Consider the following 18,663-nt stretch of genomic DNA (forward strand, 5'->3'; position numbering starts at 1 on the left):
GGCCGAGCGACTCGCGGAGCTGCTTGACGGCGTCGGGCGTGGCGTTCTGCCCGAGGAGCTGCTGCGCGACGTCTCCGGGCAGGGCCTGCACGGCGAGGAACACGAACAGCGAGGCGAGCACCACCGTGAGGACGGCGATGCCGAGCCGGCGGAGGACGGGGACGAGGACGTTCATCGGCGGAGTCCGATCCGGAGGTAGTCGAACTCGAAGCCGTACTCCGAGTAGTTCACGACGTCGCGGGACAGCCCGACCAGCCGGTCCCCGAACATCGGGGTCATGTCGGCGCCGTCCGCGACGATGAGCCGCTGCGCGTCCTGGTAGTACGTCAGGCGCTTGGCGTCGTCCATCTCGGCGCGGGCGTCGTCGAGCAGCCCGTCGAAGGTCTCGTTCGACCAGGCGCTCTCGTTGTAGGACGAGCCGGATCGGAAGATCTGGTTGAGCAGCTGGTCGATCGGGCGCCCGGTGAACCAGTAGCTCACCATGAGGGGCTTCTGCATCCAGATCTGTGTGTAGTACGAGTCCGAGCTGGCGTTCTTCACGGTCAGGGTGATGCCTGCGTCGGCCACCGCGTCACGGTAGGCGACGGCCATCGGCGTGAAGACCGACTCGTACGACGAGGTGTAGATCGCGGTCCGGAAGTCCTCGCGCCCGGCGGCCTTGAGGAGGGCCTTCGCCTTGTCCGGGTCGTACTCGCGGTGGTCGTCGACGAAGGCGGCGAGCTGCGGCGGCACCGGGTTGTCCCACCCGGCCGAGCCGGTGCCCTGCAGCGCGGTGTCGACGATCTTCGTGGGGTCGTAGGCGAGCTTCATCGCCTGGCGCACCCGCGGGTCGCGGAACTCCTCGGACGTCGCGAGCATCGGGATCGTGTACCACTGCGCGTTCTTCGACCGCGCGATGGTCGCTCGGTCGGAGGCCGCGACGACCCGAGCGGTGGCGAAGTCGAGGTTCGTCTGCGAGATCAGGTCGATCTGCCCCGCGAGCAGGGCGTTCACCCGGGCGGTGGTGTCCTGGATCGAGTAGAAGTCGATGCCGTCGAGCACCGGCCGGCCGGCGAAGTGGTCGTCGAACGCCTCGACGCTGCCGGCACCGGCCAGTGTGAAGGACGACAGCCGGAACGGGCCGGTGCCGATGCCGGTCTTCCCGATGTCCGCGATGGCGCCGGCCGGCACGATGTAGCACTGGTACGCGGTCAGGAGCGACGGGAACTCGGCGTTCGGCTTCGTCAGCGCGAAGCGGAGCGTGTACGGGTCGACCGCGGTCATCGACTGCGCGTCCATGACCTCGCCGAGCACGCCGGCCTGCGGGCTGCCGGTCTTCTCGTCGAGGATGTGCCGGATGCTGGCGATCGCGTCGTCGGCCGTGAAGCGGGAGCCGTCGTGGAAGCGGACGCCCTTCCGGAGCCGGAACGTCCACTCGGTGCCGTCGTCGTTCGCCGTCCACTCCTCGGCGAGGTCCGGGATCGTCCGGCCCTGCTGGTCGAGCTTGACGAGCCGGTTGTAGAGCGCGCCGAGGTACTCGTACGCGGACAGCGAGCTGGCCGAGTCGAGCGTCTCGGCGGCAGAGGCGGCCGGGCGCGCGATGCGCAGGCGACCACCCTGCCGAGCGGTGCCGGTGGCGGCGGCCTCCGGCAGGGTCGTGGTGCCGGCGGACGCGCCGGAGCTGCACCCGGTGAGGGTGAGCAGGCCGAGGCCGGCCAGTCCGGCGGCGCCGGTGAGGAGCGCTCGGCGGCTCGGGCCGCGGGCGTTCCGGGGTTCGGGGACGATGGGCTGCATTCGGGGTGACCCCTCCTGTAATCGTTCCGGTGAACGATAGAGGGCTTCTGCTCCCGACCCAGCCCCTGTGACGCATCGCCCGGAGTCGCCGGACCGCGTCGATCCGCAGCCGTACGCGGATCCGTCCGCACGATCACGTCGGGACAACGTTTACCAACCCGTTACACAGGCGCTCGCCCGACGCTCCCGCGACGCGGCAGGATCGGACCACGGGCACCCGTCCGTCCCGACGAAGGAGCACCGATGGCCACGTTCACGCGCGGGTTCGGCGGCCGCCGCGACGACCGCGACGACCCCCGCATCCCGCCCGGGCAGACCCTGGTCCGCGACTGGCCCGTGCTGTCGGCCGGTGCCACCCCCGAGATCGAGCCCTCCGAGTGGGCCTTCTCGATCCAGACCGAGTCGGGCCAGCACCGGTGGACGTGGGACGAGGTGCACGCGCTCGGGGTCGAGGACGTGCAGGTCGACATCCACTGCGTGACGCACTGGACGGAAGCTCGACATGCCGTGGCGCGGCGTGCCCCTCGACCGCCTGTTCGCCGACGTGGAGACCTCGCTCGAGTACTGCATGGTGCACAGCTACGGCGGCTACATCGACCAACGTCCCCCTCGACGAGCTCCTCGACGGGCAGTCCTGGATCGCGTTCGAGGCCGACGGCGAACCGCTGACGCCCGAGCACGGCGGCCCGGCCCGACTGCTCGTCCCCCACCTCTACTTCTGGAAGAGCGCCAAGTGGGTGCGCGGCATCGTCATGCAGTCCGACGACGAGCCGGGCTTCTGGGAGAACGCGGGCTACAACCTGCACGGCGACCCGTGGAAGGAAGAGCGGTACTGGTGACGCTCCCCGACACCGGCCTGGAGGCGCAGCGCACCCCGAGCACGCCCGCCCGGTCCGGCAGGCGGCCGGCCTGGCACCCCGCGACCGTCGCGTCGGTCGCGCCGGAGACCCCGAACGCGCGCCGCATCGTCCTCGACGTGCCGAGCTGGCCGGGGAACGACCCCGGGCAGCACCTCGACGTGCGGCTGACCGCCGAGGACGGCTACCAGGCGTCCCGTTCGTACTCGATCGCCTCGTCCGGTGACGGCACCTCGGTGCTGCTCGCGGTGGACCGGGTCGACGGCGGCGAGGTCTCGCCGTTCCTCGTCGACGCGGTCGAGGTCGGGGACGCGCTCGAGGTGCACGGCCCGCTCGGCGGCTGGTTCGTCTGGCACCCCGGCGCGACGGACCGCCCCGTGCAGCTCATCGCCGGCGGATCGGGCATCGTCCCGCTCGCCGCGATCGCCGGGGCGCACGCCGACGTCGGCGACGCGGCGACCGTTCCGGCTGCTCTACGCCGTCCGCACCCCCGACGACGTCTTCTTCCGCCCCGAGCTCGCCCGCGCCGGAGGCGGCCGGGGTCGAGGTCACCCACGTGTACAGCCCGTACGGCTCCCGCGGGCTCGACGGTGCCGGCCGGACGGCTTTGACGAAGGAGTCCCTGGCGGCCGCGGTGTTCCCGCCCGACGCCGGTGCCCTCGTGTACGTGTGCGGCTCGACGCCGTTCGTGGAGCAGGTGCTGCGGTGGCTCGGGGAACTCGGGCACGACACCACCGACGTGCGCGCCGAACGGTTCGAGGCAGCTGATGTCCACCCTCGACGGCAACGCCCTGGCCGGTCCGCTCACCGAGGTCCTCGGCCCGGACCCGACCCTGGCGGTCCTGCGGTGCAGTGGCTGCGGGTCGCTCGGCGTCCTCGCGGTGACCCGTGTGTACGCCACCGCGATGGGCGCGGTGGCGCGCTGCCGTGACTGCGACACCGTCCTCGTGACCCTCGTCGACACCCCGGAGCGGCGCTGGGTCGGGTTGCCCGGCGCGCGAGCGGTGGCAGCACCCCCGGCCTGACGCCCGGCGCACGCCGTCGTCCGGATCCTTGCGGGAACCGTGCGGTTTCCCGCAAGGACGTGGGAGACGACCCGTCCGATCGGCCCTCGGCTCCGGATGCTCTCCCGGGGACGACGCCGGGCCACCCACCCGGCGCCTCCAGTGGGCACGGTAGCCCGCGCGTCCGGCGGGCGCGGGTACCCGAAGCCTGCGCACGCCGGACGCCCCGCCGCACCCCGATGCGCGGCGAAGGGCCCGGTACTCGCAGAGCCCCGATGCACGCAGAAGGCCCCGGTCTCTCGACCGGGGCCTTCTGGTTCTTCCGAGCGCTGATTCTTCTGAGCGGATGACGAGATTCGAACTCGCGACCCTCACCTTGGCAAGGTGATGCGCTACCACTGCGCCACATCCGCGTACATGGACACTCTACCCGCAACCGTCGCCCGCAGCGTGATCCGGCCCGGACCGGGCGTGTCCCAGCCCGCCGGAGTTCGATCGGACCATGAGCTACGTGCACGACAACCCCGGCGGAACCGAAGCCCACGGCGTCGACCTCGTCGACGGTGACGACCCGGCGGTCCGCATCCTCGTGCACGGCGACCTGCCGACGACGATCGAACACGAGGGCCGCACCTGGCTGTCGAGCGGCGAGAGCCACGACGACGGCGACGACCAGGCGCCCCCGATCGCCGTCTACCGTCCGGTGGACACGCCGTGACCGCGACCGCGGACGTCGCCGGCCTGCTGGACTACGCGACCACGCGCCTCCAGGACCGCATGGCGGGTCTCACCGACCACGAGTGGGAGTGGCAGCCCGTCGCCGACGATGCCCGGGTGACCATCCGGTGGCGACTCGACCACCTCGCCGAGACGCTGGGCGACGACCGCAACCGCGAGTGGCTCGGCGAGGACCCGACGGGTGCGCCGCCGATCGCCCCGGCAGCATCGGCGGACGCCGCCGTGGCTGCCGTCGTCGCTGCCGGGACCCGGTTCGCCACCCTGGTGCGGGGCCTCGACGCCGAGGGTGCTGCACCGATCGGCCCGGTCGCCGGTCCGTACGCCGACGACTCCCGCCTGTCGTTCGTCCTGCACGTGGTCGACGAACTCGTGCACCACGCCGCCGAGGCAGCGCTCCTCCGCGATCTGTACGCCGCGCGCACTGCTGCCCCGGACGGGTCCGCAGCCTAGGCTGGACGCACCATGGCAGCGACGCGGGAACACCGGCTCATCGAGACGTTCGTCACGCTGACGGACACGCTCGTCGACGACTACGACGTGGTCGACGTCCTGCAGACCCCTCGTCGACGGCGCGGTCGAGCTCTTCGACGCGTCCGCCGCGGGCATCCTGCTCGTCAACGCCGACGGCGACCTCGAGGTGCTCGCGTCGACCAGCGAGCGATCGGGTCTGCTCGGGCTGCTGCAGCTCGACGCCGGCGAGGGTCCCTGCGTCGAGTGCGTCGCCACCGGCCGCCTCGTCTCCGTCCACGACGCGGCGGAGATGACCCGTCGGTGGCCCGCCTTCGCAGCGGCCTCGGCAGCGTCCGGCTACGCGTCCGTGCACGCTATCCCGATGCGGCTCCGCGACACCACCCTCGGTTCGCTCAACCTGTTCCGCGAGACCGAGGGCGCCCTCAACGGGCAGGACGCCCAGGCGGCGCAGGCACTCACCGACGTCGCCACCATCAGCATCCTGCAGCAGCGCGCCTGGAGCACGCCACCACCACCCAGGTGCAGCTCCAGCGGGCCCTCGACAGCCGTGTCGTGATCGAGCAGGCGAAGGGGTTCGTGGCGCACACCCACCAGGTCGGCACCGACGAGGCGTTCGGCATGCTCCGCCGGCACGCGCGCGCGCACCAGATGCTCCTCGCCGACGTGGCGCACGCCGTCATCGAACGGCGCCTCACGATTCCCTGAGCGGCGCCTCGATCGGCACGGCGCCGCGCAGCGTCGTCGTCCCCACGGAGCCCCGGTCCCCGGTTCCGACCCACGCGCGCTGCCCCAGTGCGACACCGCGCCACCGCTCGAACCGGGAGTGCACCATGAGCGACGACAGCGCGCGTACCGACGGGGTACCGCAGCACCGTTCCACGATCCGGCCGGTCCGACACGACCTCCACCTACTCCGCCCTGCTCGTGCAGGTCCGCGGTGCCGGCCTGCTCCGACCGCGCACCGGGTGGTACTGGGGACTCGTCGCGGTCCTCACCGTCCTGCTCGCCGTCACCGCCGGCGCGTTCGCCGTGCTCGGCGGCTCGTGGTGGCAGCTCGTCGTGGCCGGCGTGCTCGACCTGCTGTTCACCCAGTTCGCGTTCCTCGGCGCACGAGGCAGCGCACCGCCAGGTGTTCGCGTCGCACCACTGGAACGACCGGGCGGCCCGCTACGTCGGCACCTTCCTCACCGGGGTCAGCTACGCCTGGTGGACGAACAAGCACACCCGGCACCACGCCGACCCGAACACGGTCGGCAAGGACCCGGACATCTCGTTCGACGCCATCTCGTTCCGCCCCGAGGACGCCGCCGGTCGCACCGGGTTCCTGCGTGTGCTCGTCCGGGTGCAGGGGTACGCGTTCTTCCCGCTGCTCCTCGTCGAGGGCGTGAACCTGCACTGGCAGTCGATCCGCACCTACACGAGCCGGGGCACGGTCAAGCGCCGCTGGGCCGAGGGGTCGGTGTTCACCGGACGCTTCGTCCTGTACCTCGGTGCCGTCTTCTGGTTCCTGCCGCTCGGCATGGCGTTCGCGTTCCTCGGTGTGCAGCTCGCCGTGTTCGGCTTCTGCATGGGGATCGCGTTCGCGCCGAACCACAAGGGCATGCCGATCATCGAGCCCGGGCGACGCGTCGACTTCTTCTCGCGCCAGGTGCTGACATCCCGGGACATCAGCGGCGGACGGTGGGTCGAGTTCTTCATGGGCGGCCTGAACCACCAGGTCGAGCACCACCTGTTCCCGAGCATGGCCCGTCCGAACCTCCGCGCCGCCCGCGTCATCGTCCGGCGGTACTGCGACGAGCAGGGCGTGCCGTACACCGAGACCACGCTCGTGCGCTCCTACGCGATCGTGGTGCGGTACCTCAACGAGGTCGGGCTCGCCGCGAGGGATCCGTTCGCCTGCCCGATGGTGGAGCGCTTCCGCTGACCGACCGCGGAAGGGCCACCAGGAGTGGGCCGGTCCGTCGGCCGTGCGCCGCGCCTCCAGGCGGTCACCACCACGGCGGCCGGGAGGCGCGCGCGCCACCGCGACGACCCTGCGGCCGGCGCGTGGCCGGGACCGGTGCCACCGGACAGCGGCGTACCCAGCCGCACCGGACTACCGTCTGCGACAGGTGACCCGAGCCCCCGGCCGCCGGAACGATTACCTCGTCCGAAGCCGACCGGAAGTACCCATGACGTCCCTCCCCCGAACGGGCCCGTCCCTCACCGAACAGGTGCGGTGGGTCGAGGTCGACCCGTGGACCTGGCAGGCGGTCTCCGGCAGTGCCGTGATGGGCAGCGTGACCCTCGAGTCCCGGTACGTGGTGCGCTTCGGCGACGGAGACCTGGCCGGCGTGCACACGAGTCTCGAGAGCGCGAAGTCGCAGCTCGACGCGTGGATCCGGTGGGAGATCGAACAGGCCCGCGGGTACTGAGGCGGTTCTCCTCCGACGGGCCTTCCGCTCACCGTCGCGGCGGAGGAGCATGGTGTCGATGACGGGACCAGGTGGCCCCGCGCGAGGAGTGTGCACCGTGATCGACACCCGGAACGCCTTCAGTGGGTTCTCCGTCCGCGACGTCCCCGAAGCTCGCCGCTTCTACGAGGACGTCCTCGGCTTCGAGACCTCGGAGGACCACGGCATGCTCCTGCTGCACGTCGGCGAGGGACACCCGGTCCTGGTCTACCCGAAGGGCGACGCACACGAGCCCGCGTCCTTCACCGTCCTGAACCTGCCGGTGGCGGACGTCGACGCCGCGGTCGACGAGCTCGTCGGCCGCGGTGTCGTGTTCGAGCACTACGAGGGCATGACCGACGAGCAGGGCATCAACCGACGGGGTGGTCCACTGATCGCCTGGTTCAGGGACCCGTCAGGCAACGTGCTGAGCGTCCTCAGCGAGCCCGAGGACACCCGGACGGCGTCGGAGTAGCGCCCGGCCGGGCTGGGGCCGGCCTCGCTGGGCCTGGCTGGGCCCGGCCGGACTGGGCTGGGCTGAGCTGGGCCCGGCCGGACTGGTTGGCCAGGGCCGGGCCGTGGGTCGTGCTCAGCGCCGGCGGTGGGCGGGGAGCGTCCGGCCGCCGGCGTGTCGGCGACGGGCGACGACCGTGAGCGCGATGCCCGCGGCGAGCAGGCCACCGGCGATGCTCAGCGGGACCGTCGGGTCCGAGCCCGTGTAGGCCAACTCGCCGGCCGTGCCGCGGTCACCGCTGCTCACGGCCACGGCCGTGGGCACGCCGTTCCCGGCGGGCGTCGTCGCGGGGGTGGACGGCGTGGCCGAAGGGGTCGGGGTCGGTGTCGGTGTCGACACGGGCGCCGCGGGTCGGACCGTGATCGTCACGGTCGTCGTGGTGCTCGGGTTGACCCCGTTGGAGGCGGTGATCGTCACCGGCGACGACCCCGGTGCGGTCGGGGTGCCCGAGATCACGCCCGTGGTGCCGTCGAGCGTCAGGCCGGCGGGGAGCCCGGTCGCCGTGAAGGTCGGCGACGGGGTGCCGGTGGCGGTCACGGTGTACGAGTACGGCTGCCCGACCGTGGCGGGCGTCGGCGCGCCCGAGGTGATCGTGGGCGCGGGGGTCTGGGCCGGTGTCCCCGCAGCGGGGCGAGCCGGACGAAGCGGTGATCGTGTTCGTGTCGAGCGTGACCGCACCCGTCCGGGCCAGCAGTCGACCGACGACCGTCGCACCCGTGGTGGCGGTCACCGACTGCTGCGCCAGGACGGTGCCCTGGAACCGGGCGCCCGTGCCGATCGTGGCCGAGCTGCCGACCTGCCAGAAGACGTTGCACGAACTCGCGCCGCCGGTGATCGTGATGCGGGTTCCCGACCCGATCGTCAGCGTCGACGCGGCCTGGAACACCCACACCGAGTCCGCGCTGCCCGCCAGGGCTCAGGGCGCCGGTGTTCGCCAGCGCGAGCGCACCGCCCGAGTACACGCCCGGGGTGAGCGACAGGCCGTTCAACTGGCTCAGGCCGGAGCGCGTCGGCGTGAGGGACGCCGCGACGTCGTACGCCGTGGTGGTGTCCCGCTGGGCCTGGGCAGCGGCGGCGTCCGTCCGGTGCACGACCCCGTTCACGACACCGGGCGACGGCGCGCCGAACCCGGTGATCGAGGTGCCCGGGGAGACCCCGACGTCGCCGTTCACCACCGACGGACCGGTGTTCGTGACCGCGCTGGCGCCCAGGACCCCGTAGGTCGCCGCGGTGCCGAGGCCCACGGGGCCGTCGATCACCGTCGCGGCGGACGCCCCCGACGTGGAGAGCAGCACGAGGGACGCGGCGAAACCGAGGCCGGCACATCCCGTCATCACGGAGCGGAGGAACGGGGACGTTGCCATGGCGGCACCTGTCTGCGTGGGAGAGGCACGATGTCCGCGTCGACGACGCCGACATGATCTCCGGTCTGCGAAGTATGCGCCCTGGACGGCAGGTCCAGCGGGAACGAGCGGAACTCACCCCTGGACGGGGGTGCTGCCGGCCCGCGCACCTCATTGCGGCGCGCTCCGCACCCGGAGCGGAACCGACCCCCGACGTACCGGTCGTCGCTCGACTCGAGCGGACGACCGTCCTCGGCGACGCTGCTCCGCTGGATCCGGAGCAGGGCCGTACCGGCGGGTACGCCCAGCCATCCCGCGTCCTCGACCGAGGCGCCGACCGCGTCCACCGTGCTCGCCGCCGAGCCGATCCGGATGCCGAAGCGGTCCTCCATCGCGGCGGTCACCGAAGTCTGCCAGTCGGGCATCGACCGGATCACCGCCGCGACCCAGGGTGCGTAGGTCGTCCGCTCGAGCATGACCCGGACGCCGTCGAGCGTCCGCACCCGGGTGACGTGCAGGACCTGCTCGTCCGACGGGCACCGGAAACGCCGTCGCTCGACGACGGTCGTCGGCGCCGCCACCGCCGAGACGACGATGCCCCCGGGGTCCCTGCCCTGTGCGCGGGCCCACTGCGCGAAGGACTCCAGCCGCCCGGCCTCCTGGCTCCGAGCAGCGGAGCGGATCCGCCACCGTGCTCCCGGTCGGGCGTCGAGCAGGCCAGCCGACCGCAGCTCCTCGAGGGCGTGCCGCACGGTCCCACGGGCGACTCCGTAGTCCGCGGCGAACTCGTGTTCGGACGGCAGGGGGTGGCTGACGTCGAACTCGCCTCGGAGAACCCGGTCGGCGAGGTCGTCGGCGATGTCCCGGAAGAGTGCGTGCACCGCTCGAGCGTGCCGTCACTCGCTCGACCTGTCCAGGTGCACCCGGGCGACCAACGGGTGAACACCGGGATCACGGCGATCACGGCCAAGGCACCTGGACAGGGACGAGGCGTTCCTACCGCCTGCGTTCACCCCGATGCCACGGTCGTGCAAGGACCGGTTCAGCGTGCCTCGCTGTCATGCTCGGGTGCCCTCAACCAGATCCCCGGTCCGCTGGCTCTCCGTCGGCCTGCTCGCGACGCTGCTGACGTTCGCCGCTGGCGCGATCCCCGCCGCGGCAACCGAGGCGACCACCACGACAGCGCCGACGACGCCGACGTCGAGCCCCTCCTCGGCTCCGGCTCCGGCTCCGGCTGGTCGGCTCGAGCTCACCACCACGAACCCGACCCAGGGACAGCCGCTCCGGTTCTCGTGGTCGACCACGACTCCCGACGCGAAGAACTGGGTCGCCGTGTACGACGACCCGGCACAGGCACCGGTCCACGAGGCGCACGTCGGTGCGAGCACCGCCTGGGCGTACGTCCCGGGTGACGGCGGCACCGTCACGATCCCGTCCACCGCCCTCACCCCGGGTCACCCGGTGGTCGCCTACCTCCTCGCGCAGGACGGGTACCGGTGGCTCGCACAACCCGTGACCTTCACCCTCGCGGCGGCTCCCGCGGGGCCGTCGGGCACCGGTACCCTGCACCTCGAGTCGACCGGGGCACACGTCGGGGACACGATCCGGTTCAGCTTCTCGACCGACTCGCCGGATGAGAAGAACTGGATCGGCGTGTACGCCGATCCGTCGTCCGTGCCCGCCGGCGGACAGTCGCACGGAGCCTCCACCACCTGGACCTACGTGCCCGTCACGACGACCGGCACCGCCGGCCTGTCCACTGCCGGACTGCCGGCCGACGTCACGATCACCGCGGTGCTCCTCCACGCCGACGGCTACCAGCAGCTCGCACCTCCGATCACCTTCACCCTGGCGCCGAAGCCGCCGCTGGTCGGCAGCGGAGCCGCCACCACCCCGCACTTCCTGCTCGACGACGTCGTCGAACCCACCACTCGCGCAGGTGCGTCCATCGGCCGGAGCGTGGCGGGACTGTGGCGGTCCACGGACGGCAGCGCACCCGCAGCGGGTCCCGGTGTTCGCGAAGTCGTCGGGCTCCGTCGTGGGTCTCGGTCGCCGCGGACGGCGTCCTGACGGGGACAGCACCGTCGACCTCGCCGGTGCACCCGGCGCTGCTCACGGTCGCGGCCACGGACGGCGCGGGGGTGACCGGCTCGGTCGTCGTCGAGTTCCCGATCGCCGACCCGGGACACCGCCGACCCTCAAGGCCGAGACCCTCGAGGCCTGGGACGGCGGCTCCCACGTCGACGACCCGGTCGAGAAGCTCGCCCGCTCGGTCCTCGTCGACCGGATCGGTCTGCTCGCCCTCCAGGACGCCGACGGCGACGAACCCGGTGCGCTGGCTGCGGCGCTCGGGTGGGACGTAGCAGCCGTCCGCCGACGGGCTGGCGGTCCTGTCCCCCTGGCCGCTGCACCCGCGCACCGGGGTCTCCCCGCGCCTCCAGGCCCTCAGCGTGAGCGTCGACGTCGCGGGGACGCGAGTCGTCGTCTGGGACGTCGACCTGCCAGCGAACTCCGTCGACCCCGCCTCCGTCTGCACGGAGGGCGCCGACCGCACCGTGGCGGCGGAGCGCGCCACGGACACCGCCCACGCGGCCGCCGCCATCGCGGCGCGGGTGCGGTCCGACGTCCGGGTCGGCGGCGCCCGGGTGGTGCTGCTCGGAGCGTTGCGCTCGCCCTCCCACCTCGACTGGACCCACACCGACGACACGTGCGGCGCCGGACCGGTCGCCTGGCCGGTCACGAGCGCGTTCACCGCCGTCGGCCTGCGGGACGCCTTCCGGACGGCCAACCCGTCGGTGGCCTCGCACCCGGGTGCCACCACTGACGTCTTCGACGGCCGGCCCGCTGTCCCGAACACCGCCGTTGCCGCGGTCGAGGTCCCTGCGAGCACTGGACGACAGGACGCTCGTCCTGGTGTCGGGTCGGATCGCCGTGACCGAGGCGCACACCGCCGTCGACGGGTTCCCGGTGGCAGGGTCCCGTGCGAACCGGTGGACCTCCGACCACGCGGCAGTCGCAGCGAGCCTCGTCCTGCGCGCGGACGCCGGCTCCGGTCCCGCGGGCGGTCCGGGGCGACCTGGAGGCGCGGCGCCGGTCGCCGCGTCCGGCTCGCCCGGGCCGCACCACGCGTCCGACCACCGAGCGTCCGGCCCGTCCGGCCCGCTCGCCTTCACCGGCACCACCGGCCTGCTCGGCCTCGCCGCCGTCGCGCTCGCCCTGCTCGCCCTCGGCGCGTTCGGTCTGCTCCGCGGACGGCGTCCACCGCGGCTGGACGGCGATGCGGTCGGCCCTGACGACACCACTCCCCACCACCTCGACCTGGAAGGCCCCGATGAGCACGAGGAAGCCCGAGCGCGGCGCCCCGGACGTCACCCTGACCGGCGCACCGCCACTCACTCCCGACGCCACGTACCCCACGACGGTCCGCTCCGGCGTCAGTCGGCGGGCGCTCCCTCGTCGGCGGCGCCGCGGCGATCATGGCCGGTGTCGCCGCCGGCTCCGCGTTCGGTCGCGGCGCGGTCGCGAGCGCTGCGGCGTCCACGGCCTCGCGGAGCGGAACGATCAAGGACGTCCGACACGTCGTCGTGCTCATGCAGGAGAACCGGTCGTTCGACCACTACTACGGCACGATGCCCGGCGTCCGCGGGTTCTCGGACAAGCAGGCGCTCGAGCTGCCCACCGGCCAGGACGTCTTCCACCAGCCCGCACCGGCGCGCACCGACGGTGGCGTCATGCTGCCGTTCCGGCTCGACACGACGAAGTACAACGCCCAGAACGCCGGCGGGCTGGACCACTCGTGGAGCGGCGGCCACACGGCGTGGAACGACGGCGCCTGGAACCAGTGGGTCGACGCCAAGAGCGCCCAGACGATGGGGTACTTCACCCAGGAGGACATCCCGTACCAGCGGGCGCTCGCCAAGGCGTTCACGATCTGCGACGACTACCACTGCTCGCTCAACGGCCCCACGACCCCGAACCGGCTCTACCAGTGGTCCGGGACCATCGACCCCACGGGCGGCCGCGAGGGTCCGGCGACGGACAACCCGGCCGACTACGACCCGGTGTACTCGTGGACGACGTACGCCGAACGACTTCGCAGGCGGCCGGTGTCTCCTGGAAGACGTACGCGAACGACGAGGTCGGGGACAGCGGCGCCGACCCGTACGTCGGCGACTACGGCGACAACCCGCTCTGGCTGTTCGGGCAGTACCACGAAGCCCTCGCGTCGTCCGACCCGGCGCGTCAGCAGCTCGCCGAACGGGCCGGACTGCACGACGGCTGGAAGCCGAACTCCGGCAAGGGTCTCGACGTCCACCACCTGCTCGGCCAGTTCGGGCACGACTGCGCCACGAACAGCCTGCCGACGGTCTCCTACGTCGTCGCGCCCTACGGCTGGTCCGAGCACCCCGCCGCGAGCCCGGACTACGGCGCCCACTACACGAACGCCGTCGTGCAAGCGCTCTTCAGCAACCCGGAGACCTGGGCCTCGACGGTCCTGCTGGTGAACTACGACGAGAACGACGGCTACTTCGACCACGTCGTCGCGCCGTTCCCGGAGCCCGGCACGCCCGACGAGTTCGTCGCAGGGTTGCCGATCGGGATGGGTGCCCGCGTCCCGATGACCGTCGTGTCTCCGTGGAGCCGTGGGGGTGGGTCAACTCGCAGGTGTCCGACCACACGTCCGTCATCCGGTTCCTCGAGCAGGTCACCGGGGTACGCGAGCCGAACATCTCCGCCTGGCGGCGCACGGTCTCCGGCGATCTGACGAGCTGCTTCGACTTCACGACACCGGACACGAGCATCCCCGGGGCGGACGTCGTGCCGGGCCTCGACCAGACGCAGGCACTCGTCTCCGCCGCTGACGCCGATCACACCAAACCCCCGATCCAGCAACCCGCGGTCGGCGCCCAGCGCATGCCAGCGCAGGAAGCCGGAAGCGCCAAGCACCGGGCGCTGCCGTACCGGCAGCGCGCCGACGCCGACGCCGCCGTCGACCGGCGGACCGGCCGGGTGACCCTGACGCTCGCGAACGACGGGACGCAGGGCATCAATCACCTGGTGTACCCGAACATCGCGCTGCCGTTCCGCGCCGAGCCGCGGACGATCGCCGCAGGCGCCTCGTCCGAGTGGGTGTGGGAGACCGCGGCGACAGACGGCCGTTACGACGTGAGCGTCTACGGACCCGACCGGTTCCTCCGCCGCTTCGCCGGTACCGTCGTGCCCGGCGACCGGACCGATGTGGGCCTCCCCCACGCCTCGGTCGTCGCGGACCACCGGGGTCGGCCTGCATTGCAGGTCGTGCTGGAGAACGACGGACACGCCGAGGTGCGGTTCGACCTCTCCTCGAACGACTTCGTCGAGCACACCGACACCGCCCACGTGCACGGGACGGGACGGGAGACCGTCCGGTGGCCGCTCGACCCCTGGGGGTACTACGACGTCGTCGTCACGGCGAACACCGGCACCGGCTTCCGGTACCGCTTCGCGGGGCGCGTGGATCGCTGAGCGACAGCGGATCGTCGGCGGCCCGGTGCGTTCAGGGAGGCGGCGTGGCCGACGTCCCAGCGGACCGTGACGGTACGGTCGTCCCCCGGGTCGAGCGGCGTCCGCCGACCGAGCACCTCGAGCTCGACGAGGTGCGCGTCCGGTCGGAGGTCCTCGAGGTCGGCGATGGCGGCCGACACCGGGCGTTGTGCCCACAGTTCGAAGCGGCATCCGCCGTCCGGGAACACGGCGGATCGGTCCTCGCCGTCCTCCTCCGCCGCGTGCAGGCGGAGGACCGTGCCGGACGCGCGCCGGTACGTGATCGCGGTCCCGGCCCGGTACCCGCGCTTGGTGACACCTTCGCCGACCGGCAGGGCGACCCCGAGGCTGCTCCACCGACGGCGCGCTCCCCTCCCACGTGCCGAGGTCGACCTCGTCGGTCAGGGCTGCACCCTCGACCAGGACGGTCCCGCCGTCGTCGGTCCGGACCTGGCAGACCTCCCACGGAGCCCACCGGGAGGTGGTCGCGCCGCGGTTCTCGAACGTGATCCGTTCGGTGATGCGGCCGGCTCCCTCGAGGACGAACTCGCGGACGATCCGCAGACCCGTGGCACCGTCGTCCGGGCTGCGCAACGAGATCGTGGTCGCGGTCTCGTCGAGGACCTCCCACCTGCCCGAGTCGAACGCACCGTCCGGCGGGCCGTGCCACTCGTCCGGCGTCGTCCATCCCTGGGGCGACGGCCACGTCTTCGATCCGCCGGTGTTCGCCCAGGTGCTCATCCCGCCGGTTCCGTCCGGCCACTCCTCCAACGGCAGTACCGGCCGGAAGCGCGCGTCGAGCAGCTCGGGGTTCTGCCAGAGGACCTCTTCGTCGTCGACCCGGAGGGACAGCAACCGGCCGCCGAGCGACGGGGCGAAGACCGCCGTGAGACCGTCGCGCCGCAGCGTGTGGAGCGGGAGGTCCACGCTCACCGGACCGGAGCAGTCGGCGGGACGAGCACGACCTTGCCGGTCGCGCCCGCCGCGGCGATACGGTAGCCCTCGTCCGCGTCGAGGAGCCCGAGCCGGTGCGAGACCACGACCTCGGGGTGGAGCCCAGCGGCGGCCAGCATGCCGGTCACGTCCTCCATTCCCTGCAGGGACGTCACCCAGGACGCCGTGACGGTGAGCTGCTTGTGCAGCAGCGTGTCCGAGACCTCCGTCTCGAGCCGCCCGCCCTCCCCGATGAGACCCACCCGTCCCCACTCGGCGGCCGCGTCGACGGCCGTCGACCGACCGGGAGTCGAGCCCGAGCAGTCGACCGTGACCTGGCAGCCCACGCCGTCGGTGAGCTCCATGATCCGGTCGACGGCGTGCTCGTCCGCGAGGACGACGTCGTCGACGAGTCCGGTCGATTCGACGAAGGCGATCCGCTCCGGGCTGCGCTCGACGCCGATCACCCGGCGGGCGCCGAGCAGCCGGCCCAGCATCGCCGCCGCGAGACCGACCGGACCGAGTCCGACGACGAGCAGGTCCTCGCCGCCGTGGACCCTCGTCCGGACGAGTCCCTCGTACGCGGTGCCGAAGCCGCACGCGATGAGCGCACCGTCGACGTACGTCAGGTCACCGAGGAGCGGGACGAGGGTCGACTCGTCGGCGAGCACGTACTCGGCGTGCCCGCCGTCGCGCTGCCATCCGTAGGACGCCTTGTGTGCTTGATCCGTGCAACTGATGAAGTACCCGCTCCGGCAGTTCCGGCACCGGCCGCATCCCTGGATGTGGTAGACGATGACGTCGTCCCCCACGGCGAAGCGGGTCACGCCGGGGCCGGCTGAGACGATGCGTCCGGACGGCTCGTGCCCCGCGACGACGCCCTTGTAGGCCGGCGCTCCGCCCAGACCCTTGTGGGTCTTGTAGCCGCGGTAGATGAACCCGATGTCGCTGCCGCAGATGCCCGAGGCACCCACCTGCACGAGGACCTGCCCGGGCCCGGGTACGGGCACGGGAACCTGGCGGACCTCCGCCGTGGAGTCTCCGGGGAGGTAGACGCCGGGCATGGTCGTGGTGGTCGTGTGGGTCACGTCGGTGATGGTCATGTCAGTCGTCCTCTCGGGCCCCGCGACGGCGGGACAGGGTCACGTTCAGCAGGACCGCGAGGACGATGATGACGCCGCGGACCACGTTCTGCAGGAAGGAGTTCACGCCCAGCAGCACCAGGCCGTTGCCGATGAGCGTGATGAAGATCACCCCGAGGAACGTGCCGATGAGGCTGCCACGGCCGCCGGTCATCGCGGTGCCGCCGACGACGACCGCAGCGATGACGTCGAACTCGAGGCCGTTGGCGGCGGTCGAGTTGCCCGAACCGAGGCGTGCCGTGAGCAGCACGCCGGAGACCGCCCCGAGGAATCCCGTGATGGCGAAGAGCGCGACCCGTACCCGGCGCACCGGGATGCCGGCGAGGCGCGCCGCCGGCGCGTTTGCCGCCGATGGCGAAGACGGAGCGGCCGAACGGGGTCTTCCGGGCGATGAACCCGAACACGAGGAACGCGACGATCATCACGATGGCCGGTGTCGGGATGCCGAGCACGTCGCCGTTGAGGAAGTCCATCACGGGGTCGGCGTCCGGGATCTGCACGGGCAGGGCGTTGGTGACGAACTGGGCCAGGCCGCGCAGGACGCTCCACAGACCGAGGGTCGCGATGAAAGACGGGACGGCGAAGCGCGCCCGGAGGATGCCCGCGAGCGATCCCCACGCGGTGCCGATGGCCAGGGTGAGGATGATCGCCAACCACGTCGGGAGCCCCCACTGCGAGATGGCGGACGCGGCGACGACGCTGGAGAGGGCGACCGCAGGGCCGGTGGACACGTCGATCTCGCCGGCGATGATGACCGAGCGTCATGCCGGTCGCGGCCACCCCGATGAGCGCAGCGTCTCGGAGCAGCCCGCTCTGGTTCGCAGCGGTGAAGAACCCGACTGCGTTGAAGGTCAGGTACACGTAGAGCAGGACGATCGCGACGAGCAGCCCGACGATGTTGACGAGGGTGGTGTTGCCGCCGATGGCGCGTCGGGCGCGCGTGAACGGGCCCGGCCGGGCGTCGGCGGCACCGGTGGTGGTCTCGGGAGTGTTCTCCACGGTGGTGGTCATGTCGGTTCCTTCACTCGGCACGGACGTCGACGTCCGTCGGGTCGGTGGGTTGTGCGGGTGTCGTCGCCGGGTGGGCGCCGGGATCGGAGGCGACCCCCATCGAAGCGGCGAGGACGTCGGGCACGGTGATGTCGGGCGCGCGGAACTCCTCGCGGATCCGGCCGCCACGGAGCACGAGGACCCGGTCGCATGCGAGCGGGAGCTCTTCGGCCTCGCTGGAGACGAAGACGACGAGCTTCCCGCTGTCGGCGACCTGGCGCATGATGTCGTAGATCTGCGCCTTGGCTTGCACGTCGACGCCCCGCGTGGGTTCGTCCAGCAGCAGGACGTCGCTGTCGGCGTGCAACCACCGCGCGATGACGGCCTTCTGCTGGTTGCCTCCGGACAGGGTGTTGATCGGTCGGGTCATGTCGTCCGCCTTGATCGCGAGCCGCCCGGCGAGGGCCCTCGTCGCCTCGCGGATCTTGCCCGACGCGAGGACACCGCCCGAGGACACCCGCCTCCAGTCGGACATGACGATGTTCTCGTCGATGCCGAGCCCCGGGATGATCCCGGTCCCCTTCCGGTCCTCGGGTGTCATGCCGACACCGAGTTGCCGCATCCTGCGGGGTGGGGTGTTGCTCGAGCCGGCCCCGGACGGAGACGGCTCCCGAGCGGATCCGGTCGTACCCGGCGATGGCTCGGAGCAGTTCGGTCCGCCCGGTGCCGAGGAGCCCAGCGATGCCGAGCACTTCACCGGCGCGGCCCTCGAACGAGACGCCGTCGAGCTTCGGGGCGAGGACGACGTCGTCGACGCGGAGCAGGACCTCGCCGTCCGTCCGTGCCGTGCGGACGGTAACCGTCGACTCGAGCGCTTCCCCGAGCATCAGGTGGATGATCCGGTTGGTGTCCGCACCGCTGATCGAGACGGTCTCGATGACGC

The 18,663-nt window shown here is 72.2% G+C and carries 19 protein-coding genes, 1 tRNA gene and 7 pseudogenes; 16 read left to right on the forward strand and 11 right to left on the reverse strand.

Annotation, left to right across the window (positions count from 1 at the left end):
* Positions 1 to 25: 25 nt before the first annotated feature.
* Both ACZ8AI_RS11935 and ACZ8AI_RS11940 read right to left on the reverse strand, forming a co-directional pair.
* Positions 26 to 175 (reverse strand): annotated as a pseudogene (locus tag ACZ8AI_RS11935) (ABC transporter permease); the annotation flags it as partial.
* On the reverse strand, positions 172 to 1,773 hold the full coding sequence (locus ACZ8AI_RS11940) for an ABC transporter substrate-binding protein (RefSeq protein WP_464858398.1): 1,602 nt from the start codon (positions 1,771 to 1,773) through the stop codon (positions 172 to 174). The pseudogene ACZ8AI_RS11935 and the gene ACZ8AI_RS11940, both read right to left, overlap by 4 nt.
* 243 nt (positions 1,774 to 2,016) lie before the next feature.
* Between ACZ8AI_RS11940 and ACZ8AI_RS11945 the strand changes: the two are divergent.
* The 3 genes and pseudogenes from ACZ8AI_RS11945 (at position 2,017) to ACZ8AI_RS11955 (ending at position 3,655) form a co-directional block, all read left to right on the forward strand.
* Positions 2,017 to 2,612 (forward strand): annotated as a pseudogene (locus ACZ8AI_RS11945) (molybdopterin-dependent oxidoreductase).
* A complete protein-coding gene (locus tag ACZ8AI_RS11950; RefSeq protein ID WP_464858399.1) occupies positions 2,609 to 3,241 on the forward strand; it encodes an FAD-binding oxidoreductase in 633 nt (210 codons plus the stop codon). The pseudogene ACZ8AI_RS11945 and the gene ACZ8AI_RS11950 overlap by 4 nt, the downstream one beginning before the upstream one ends.
* A 156-nt stretch (positions 3,242 to 3,397) precedes the next feature.
* Positions 3,398 to 3,655, forward strand: coding sequence for a DUF6510 family protein (locus ACZ8AI_RS11955; protein ID WP_464858400.1), 258 nt, complete (start codon positions 3,398 to 3,400; stop codon positions 3,653 to 3,655).
* Positions 3,656 to 3,975: 320 nt separating this feature from the next.
* On the opposite strand, the gene ACZ8AI_RS11960 is transcribed toward ACZ8AI_RS11955, so the two are convergent.
* A tRNA-Gly gene (locus tag ACZ8AI_RS11960) sits at positions 3,976 to 4,047 on the reverse strand.
* An 89-nt stretch (positions 4,048 to 4,136) separates the two neighbouring features.
* Here ACZ8AI_RS11960 and ACZ8AI_RS11965 point away from each other — a divergent pair.
* The 7 genes and pseudogenes from ACZ8AI_RS11965 (at position 4,137) to ACZ8AI_RS11995 (ending at position 7,750) form a co-directional block, all read left to right on the forward strand.
* The gene (locus tag ACZ8AI_RS11965) at positions 4,137 to 4,352 is read left to right on the forward strand and encodes a hypothetical protein (RefSeq protein WP_464858401.1); all 216 of its coding nucleotides are present in this window, start codon (positions 4,137 to 4,139) and stop codon (positions 4,350 to 4,352) included.
* Positions 4,349 to 4,822 carry a DinB family protein gene (locus tag ACZ8AI_RS11970; protein WP_464858402.1) on the forward strand — a complete coding sequence of 158 codons (474 nt, stop codon included), beginning with the start codon at positions 4,349 to 4,351 and terminating at the stop codon, positions 4,820 to 4,822. The genes ACZ8AI_RS11965 and ACZ8AI_RS11970 overlap by 4 nt, the downstream gene beginning before the upstream one ends.
* A 154-nt stretch (positions 4,823 to 4,976) precedes the next feature.
* Positions 4,977 to 5,399 carry a GAF domain-containing protein gene (locus ACZ8AI_RS11975; RefSeq protein WP_464858524.1) on the forward strand — a complete coding sequence of 141 codons (423 nt, stop codon included), beginning with the start codon at positions 4,977 to 4,979 and terminating at the stop codon, positions 5,397 to 5,399.
* A complete protein-coding gene (locus ACZ8AI_RS11980) occupies positions 5,396 to 5,548 on the forward strand; it encodes an ANTAR domain-containing protein (RefSeq protein WP_464858403.1) in 153 nt (50 codons plus the stop codon). Before ACZ8AI_RS11975 ends, ACZ8AI_RS11980 begins: the two co-directional genes overlap by 4 nt.
* 213 nt (positions 5,549 to 5,761) lie before the next feature.
* Positions 5,762 to 6,767 (forward strand): annotated as a pseudogene (locus ACZ8AI_RS11985) (fatty acid desaturase family protein).
* Positions 6,768 to 7,014: 247 nt separating this feature from the next.
* The gene (locus tag ACZ8AI_RS11990; protein WP_464858404.1) at positions 7,015 to 7,257 is read left to right on the forward strand and encodes a hypothetical protein; all 243 of its coding nucleotides are present in this window, start codon (positions 7,015 to 7,017) and stop codon (positions 7,255 to 7,257) included.
* 97 nt (positions 7,258 to 7,354) lie between these two features.
* A complete protein-coding gene (locus ACZ8AI_RS11995) occupies positions 7,355 to 7,750 on the forward strand; it encodes a VOC family protein (RefSeq protein ID WP_464858405.1) in 396 nt (131 codons plus the stop codon).
* A 114-nt stretch (positions 7,751 to 7,864) separates the two neighbouring features.
* On the opposite strand, the gene ACZ8AI_RS12000 is transcribed toward ACZ8AI_RS11995, so the two are convergent.
* From ACZ8AI_RS12000 to ACZ8AI_RS12015, 4 genes and pseudogenes are all read right to left on the reverse strand, one after another.
* Positions 7,865 to 8,326 carry an Ig domain-containing protein gene (locus ACZ8AI_RS12000; protein ID WP_464858406.1) on the reverse strand — a complete coding sequence of 154 codons (462 nt, stop codon included), beginning with the start codon at positions 8,324 to 8,326 and terminating at the stop codon, positions 7,865 to 7,867.
* Between the two features lie 169 nt (positions 8,327 to 8,495).
* Positions 8,496 to 8,681, reverse strand: a pseudogene (locus tag ACZ8AI_RS12005) (ice-binding family protein); the annotation flags it as partial.
* A 55-nt stretch (positions 8,682 to 8,736) separates the two neighbouring features.
* Positions 8,737 to 9,153: pseudogene (locus tag ACZ8AI_RS12010) on the reverse strand (ice-binding family protein); the annotation flags it as partial.
* Positions 9,123 to 10,013: a GntR family transcriptional regulator gene (locus ACZ8AI_RS12015; RefSeq protein ID WP_464858408.1), complete on the reverse strand. Its 891-nt coding sequence runs from the start codon at positions 10,011 to 10,013 to the stop codon at positions 9,123 to 9,125. The pseudogene ACZ8AI_RS12010 and the gene ACZ8AI_RS12015, both read right to left, overlap by 31 nt.
* 187 nt (positions 10,014 to 10,200) lie before the next feature.
* Here ACZ8AI_RS12015 and ACZ8AI_RS12020 point away from each other — a divergent pair, with 187 nt between their 5' ends.
* From ACZ8AI_RS12020 to ACZ8AI_RS12045, 6 genes and pseudogenes are all read left to right on the forward strand, one after another.
* Complete coding sequence (locus ACZ8AI_RS12020; RefSeq protein WP_464858409.1) at positions 10,201 to 11,202, forward strand: hypothetical protein; 1,002 nt, start codon at positions 10,201 to 10,203, stop codon at positions 11,200 to 11,202.
* 71 nt (positions 11,203 to 11,273) lie between these two features.
* On the forward strand, positions 11,274 to 11,495 hold the full coding sequence (locus tag ACZ8AI_RS12025; protein WP_464858411.1) for a hypothetical protein: 222 nt from the start codon (positions 11,274 to 11,276) through the stop codon (positions 11,493 to 11,495).
* Positions 11,496 to 11,582: 87 nt separating this feature from the next.
* Positions 11,583 to 12,425, forward strand: coding sequence for a hypothetical protein (locus ACZ8AI_RS12030; RefSeq protein WP_464858412.1), 843 nt, complete (start codon positions 11,583 to 11,585; stop codon positions 12,423 to 12,425).
* A 336-nt stretch (positions 12,426 to 12,761) separates the two neighbouring features.
* A pseudogene (locus tag ACZ8AI_RS12035) lies at positions 12,762 to 13,166 on the forward strand (alkaline phosphatase family protein); the annotation flags it as partial.
* A 35-nt stretch (positions 13,167 to 13,201) separates the two neighbouring features.
* Positions 13,202 to 13,897: an alkaline phosphatase family protein gene (locus ACZ8AI_RS12040; protein ID WP_464858413.1), complete on the forward strand. Its 696-nt coding sequence runs from the start codon at positions 13,202 to 13,204 to the stop codon at positions 13,895 to 13,897.
* Positions 13,798 to 14,637, forward strand: coding sequence for a phospholipase domain-containing protein (locus ACZ8AI_RS12045; protein ID WP_464858414.1), 840 nt, complete (start codon positions 13,798 to 13,800; stop codon positions 14,635 to 14,637). Before ACZ8AI_RS12040 ends, ACZ8AI_RS12045 begins: the two co-directional genes overlap by 100 nt.
* A gap of 947 nt (positions 14,638 to 15,584) precedes the next feature.
* Here the strand turns inward: ACZ8AI_RS12045 and ACZ8AI_RS12050 are convergent.
* The 4 genes and pseudogenes from ACZ8AI_RS12050 to ACZ8AI_RS12065 all read right to left on the reverse strand — a co-directional run bounded on the left by ACZ8AI_RS12050 (position 15,585) and on the right by ACZ8AI_RS12065 (position 18,342).
* Positions 15,585 to 16,691, reverse strand: a complete 1,107-nt coding sequence (locus ACZ8AI_RS12050; protein ID WP_464858415.1) for a zinc-dependent alcohol dehydrogenase family protein — start codon at positions 16,689 to 16,691, stop codon at positions 15,585 to 15,587.
* A 1-nt stretch (position 16,692) separates the two neighbouring features.
* Complete coding sequence (locus ACZ8AI_RS12055; RefSeq protein ID WP_464858525.1) at positions 16,693 to 17,040, reverse strand: ABC transporter permease; 348 nt, start codon at positions 17,038 to 17,040, stop codon at positions 16,693 to 16,695.
* Positions 17,041 to 17,134: 94 nt separating this feature from the next.
* Positions 17,135 to 17,461, reverse strand: a pseudogene (locus ACZ8AI_RS12060) (ABC transporter permease); the annotation flags it as partial.
* A 290-nt stretch (positions 17,462 to 17,751) separates the two neighbouring features.
* The gene (locus ACZ8AI_RS12065) at positions 17,752 to 18,342 is read right to left on the reverse strand and encodes an ATP-binding cassette domain-containing protein (RefSeq protein WP_464858416.1); all 591 of its coding nucleotides are present in this window, start codon (positions 18,340 to 18,342) and stop codon (positions 17,752 to 17,754) included.
* Positions 18,343 to 18,663 lie beyond the last annotated feature (321 nt).

The organism is Curtobacterium sp. AC273 (assembly GCF_979253735.1).